This is a genomic window from Acidimicrobiales bacterium (genome assembly GCA_036273495.1).
Taxonomy (GTDB): Bacteria; Actinomycetota; Acidimicrobiia; order Acidimicrobiales; family JAJPHE01; genus DASSEU01.
Genome location: DASUHN010000167.1, coordinates 1 through 4,487, shown reverse-complemented (window position 1 = coordinate 4,487; position 4,487 = coordinate 1). Strand labels below are relative to the sequence as shown.

At 72.2% G+C, this 4,487-nt stretch carries 3 protein-coding genes; 1 reads left to right on the top strand and 2 read right to left on the bottom strand.

The annotated features are described in order from the left end of the window. Positions 1 to 139: 139 nt before the first annotated feature. Both VFW24_07040 and VFW24_07035 read right to left on the bottom strand, forming a co-directional pair. Positions 140 to 1,447, bottom strand: coding sequence for an alkyl sulfatase dimerization domain-containing protein (locus VFW24_07040; protein HEX5266510.1), 1,308 nt, complete (start codon positions 1,445 to 1,447; stop codon positions 140 to 142). 12 nt (positions 1,448 to 1,459) lie between these two features. Next, a complete protein-coding gene (locus VFW24_07035) occupies positions 1,460 to 3,061 on the bottom strand; it encodes an MFS transporter (GenBank protein ID HEX5266509.1) in 1,602 nt (533 codons plus the stop codon). Positions 3,062 to 3,115: 54 nt separating this feature from the next. Between VFW24_07035 and VFW24_07030 the strand changes: the two genes are divergently transcribed. After that, a partial coding sequence (locus VFW24_07030; protein ID HEX5266508.1) for an LCP family protein occupies positions 3,116 to 4,487 on the top strand: 1,372 nt, incomplete at its 3' end.

Below are 4,487 nucleotides of genomic sequence, written 5' to 3'. Positions count from 1 at the left end.
AACCAGGCGTACTGGAGCGTCATCGCCAAGCCCCACGTCATGAACTTCGACAACGCCGTCACCCCTGAGGGCACCAAGGGCCTCGGGATGACCGGGGGCTACTTCAACCCCCGGTTCGTCTGGCTGGCCTAGGAGCCGTCTAGTAGCCGCCGGCCAGGTCGCGGCGGCCCTCGGCGCTGGACCGGGCGGCGTGGGCCAGGATGTTGCGGGCCATCGAGGACTGCTGGTGGGCGGAGCGCGCCTCGTAGACCGCCCGGCGCACCTCGTGGGCCTCGGCCGACGCCGGCTCGGCCAGCACGGCGTGCTCGACCAGGTGGCAGGCCAGGGCGTGGTCCTCCTCGCCCGCGGCCGCTGACAGCTCCCGGGCCCGGGCCAGGATGGGGCCGAGGCCACCGGCCAGCGCCACCCACTCCCGGGCCTGGGCGGCCCGGGGCGCGGGCAGGAGGTTGTCGGGCTCCCCGTCGTACCAGCCGCCGTAGCGCCGCCAGACGTTGCGGACGAGGAACTGCGGGTGGTCGTAGACCGGGCGGAGGTACGGTTTGTCGCGCAGGTGGTCGGGGACCTCGACCTCGTGGAGCACCTGATCGAGGCTGCGGCCCTGGTTCATGAGCGCCAGGGTCTGGTCCTCGAGAGAGTCGAGCAGCTCGGCGGAGTCGGTGAGGGCGGCCCGGATGCGGTCGGCCCCGAAGACGGGCAGGCCGTGGCCGGGGATCATCGTCTCCGCCCCCAGCGCCGCCATCTCCCGGAGGGCGGCGGCCCAGTCCGAGAGGTAGCGCTGGACCTTCTGGGGGTTGCCGGCGTTGGGGACGGCGTAGATGAACAGGTCCCCGGGGTGGAGGAGCGAGAGCTCGGGCACCCAGGTCCAGGTGGCGTCGTCGGTCTCCCCCCGGGCGTGGTGCAGCTCGAAGGTGAGCGCCCCCTCGCTGAAGGTGAGGGCGTCCCGGTAGGTGTGGTCGGGCAGGCGGAAGTCGGTCGGCCACCGGAAGCCGGGGGCGCTGATCCCGAACTGGCGCATGTTGATGGCCCGGTTCCATCCCTCGGTCCGCCGGTAACGGGAGAAGTGGCCCGGCACGTCCTCGTGGGCGTAGACGCGGGGCCGGGGCCGGCCCGCCTCGTCGGCGTCGGCGTCGAACCGGCCCACCCCGAAGACGTGGTCGACGTGGTGGTGGGAGAAGACCGCCGCCGCCACCTGTGAGCGGGGCCGCCACGAGACGACGCCGTCGTGGACGGCTCCGGCGTCGAACTGGGACCCGGTGTCCAGCAGCACCACGCCGGCGCCGGTGTCGAGCGCCGTCACGGCGGCGATGCTCTTGAGGTACAGGATCCCGTCGGCCAGCTCCACCGGCCTGGACCCACCGGCGGGCACGACGGGGTGGTGGGCCAGGACCAGATCGGCCTCCCCCGTCCAGTAGCGCTCGGCCAGCTCTCTGATGTCGTCGTCGGCCATCCGACAACAGTCCTAAGCGGACCGGTCCCGGTCAAGGGCCTCCACCGGCGCCGGCGTCCTGATCGTCAGCAGGGCCACCACCGCGCCGATGACCATCAGCGTGAAGGCGATCCACAGCGAGAGGTTGAGCCCGGACCGGAACGCCCCGCCCGCCAGCGCCTCGAGCCGGTTCACCAGTGCCTGCAGGGCCTTGTTGGACCCATGACTGAACGCCGCCGCCTGCTGGCTGATGTTGCCGGTCGTCACGGCCGCCACGACCTGGTCGCGGATGGCCTTGGGGAAGCCCTGGCGGGCCAGCTCGTGGACGAGGTCGACGACCAGCTTCCCGTTGACGATCGAGCCGAGGATGGCGACCCCGGCCACGCCGCCCAGCTCCCGGCTGGTGTTGGTGGCCGACGCCGCCATCCCGGAGTGCTCGGCGGGGACGACCGTCAGCGCCGTCGAGGTGGCCGGCACCATGGCTATGCCGATCCCGACGCCCGCCAGGGCCAGGGTCCAGCCGATGCCCCCGACGCTCGAGTCGGCCCGGAGGTAGTGCTCGGTGAGGGCCACGCCGGCGGCGGTGGCCAGGCAGCCGAACACCATCGGCACCCGCGGCCCGCTCACCGCCACCCACCGCCCGGCGAACACCGACGCCATGACCAGGGCCACGGCCATCGGCACGAAGTCGACGGCCACCCCGTACCCGGACGTGGTCCCGACCAGCTGCAGGTACAGCGACACGAAGAAGAAGATGCAGAAGGTGGCGAAGTAGGTGGAGAAGGCGACCACGTTGGCCCCGGCGAAGGCGGGCCGGCGCAGGTAGCGGGTGTCGAGGACGGGGTTGGCGGCCCGCCGCTCGACCAGCACGAACGCCACGAGCCCGAGCGCCGCCCCGGCGAAGAGGGCGTCCACCCATGCGGAGGTGTACCCGGCGGTCTCCCCCTCGATGACCGCGAACGTGGCGGCGGCCAGGCTGGCGGCCCCGAGCACCGAGCCGGGAAGGTCGATGCGCCGGTTGCCGGGGTCCGAGTTCTCCGGGAGCACGGCTCCCGCCCCGGCCAGGGCCAGCAGCCCGAAGGCCAGGTTGAACCAGAAGACCGCACGCCACGACCACAGCCCGACGAGCACCCCTCCGATGACCGGGCCGAAGGCCAGGGCCAGGCCGGAGACCGCCGTCCACACGCCCAGGGCCCGGGCCCGCTCCCGGCGGTCGGAGTACAGATGGCGGATCATCGACAGCGTGCCGGGCTCCGACGCCGCCGCCCCCAGTCCCATCACCACGCGGCCGGCGATGAGGGTGGCGCTGTCGGGCGCCACCGCCGCCACGACCGAGCCGGCGCAGAACACCACCACGCCCCCGAGCATCACCGCCTTGCGCCCGAGCAGGTCACCGAGGGTCCCGAAGCTGAGCATGAAGGCGGCGAACACCAGGGCGTAGCCGTTGACGATCCACTGCAGGGCGCCCACCCCGACGTGCAGCGACGACTGCACGTCGGCCAGGGTGACGCTGACCACGGTGTTGTCGAGGAAGGTGAGGAACAGGACGAGGGACAGGGTGGCGAGGGCCAGATGGGGCCGGGCGAGCCGGGGGCCCGGCCGGCCGCCCTGCTCGTCCGTCCGGGGCGCGGCCACGTCCCTTTTATCCCCAGCCGCTGCCGGTTCACAGCATCCCGGCCTCTTTAGGATGTGCCGATCGACGACACGCTCGCGCCGCCGGGGACCCCGCCGCCGGGGACAACCCTGCCCGAGGGCCCGGCGGAGCCGGCCGAGCGCCGCCGCCGCTGGCCGAAGCGGGTGCTGATCGGCCTGATCGTCCTGGTCGTGCTGGCGGCGGTGGTGGCCGGAGGCGGCTACCTGTACATCCGTAACCGTCTCGACAAGATCCGCCGGGTGCCGGTGAACGGGATCCAGGCCCAGGCGATCTCGGAGCCGGAGAACATCCTCCTCACCGGCTCGGACAGCCGGACCGGCCAGCCGGCCGGCGCCGCCAGCCACTTCGGGAGCTCGTCACTGGTGGCGGGCCAGCGCAGCGACGTGATCATCCTCCTGCACATCGATCCGCGCACGTCCAAGGCCGCCATGATGTCGATTCCCCGTGACACCCTGGTGAAGCTGGCGGGCACCGGCCACTCCGCCAAGATCAACGACGCCTTCAACACCGGCCCCAGCCAGCTCATCGAGACCATCACCCAGAACTTCGGGATAACGATCAACCATTACGCCGCGGTCGACTTCACCGGGCTGATGAACCTGACCGACGCGGTCGGCGGGGTGTGCATGAACTTCCCGTACCCGGTGAAGGACGGCTCTCCCCCGCCCGGCTACGCCAACGAGTCGGGGTTGAGCATTCCCACCGCCGGCCAGCACATGTTGGACGGGAACACCGCCCTGGCGTTCGTGCGGAGCCGCTACTACCGGTACTACAAGGACGGGTACTGGCACTCCGAGGGCACCGGCGACATCGGGCGCATCGTCCGTCAGCACGAGTTCCTGCGCGCCCTGGCCAGCAAGGCGGTCCACGACTCGAAGCACAACCCCCTGACGGCCAACGCCCTGATCAACCACGCCGTGAACGACCTGACCGTCGACTCCGGCCTGAGCTCGTCGGACATCCTCCACCTGGCGCTGCAGTTCATGGCGCTCAACCCGTCACAGATCCCGAGCTGGACCCTGCCGTACCGGGCGGTCAGCGGCTACGGCTCACTGGGCGACGTGCTGCTGCCCGAGCCCGGTCCCGACCAGCAGGCCATCGCGGCGTGGGAGAGCTACGGGGCGCCGACATCCACCCCGGCCCAGGGCGGCGCGACCACCACGACGCTGGTCCCGGCGTCGGTGCGCGTCCAGGTGCTGAACGGGTCCGGTGTGCCCGGTCAGGCGGCCCGGGCGGCGGCGTCCCTGCGGGCGGCGGGGTTCACGGTGACCAGCTACAGCACGGGCCCGTCGTTCGGCCACACCGCCTCGGTCGTCTCCTATGCGAAGGGCGCCCTGGCCCAGGCCCGCACCCTGGCGGCGGCCGTTCGGGGCGGGGTGGTGCTGCGGGAGGACCCGGCGCTTTCCG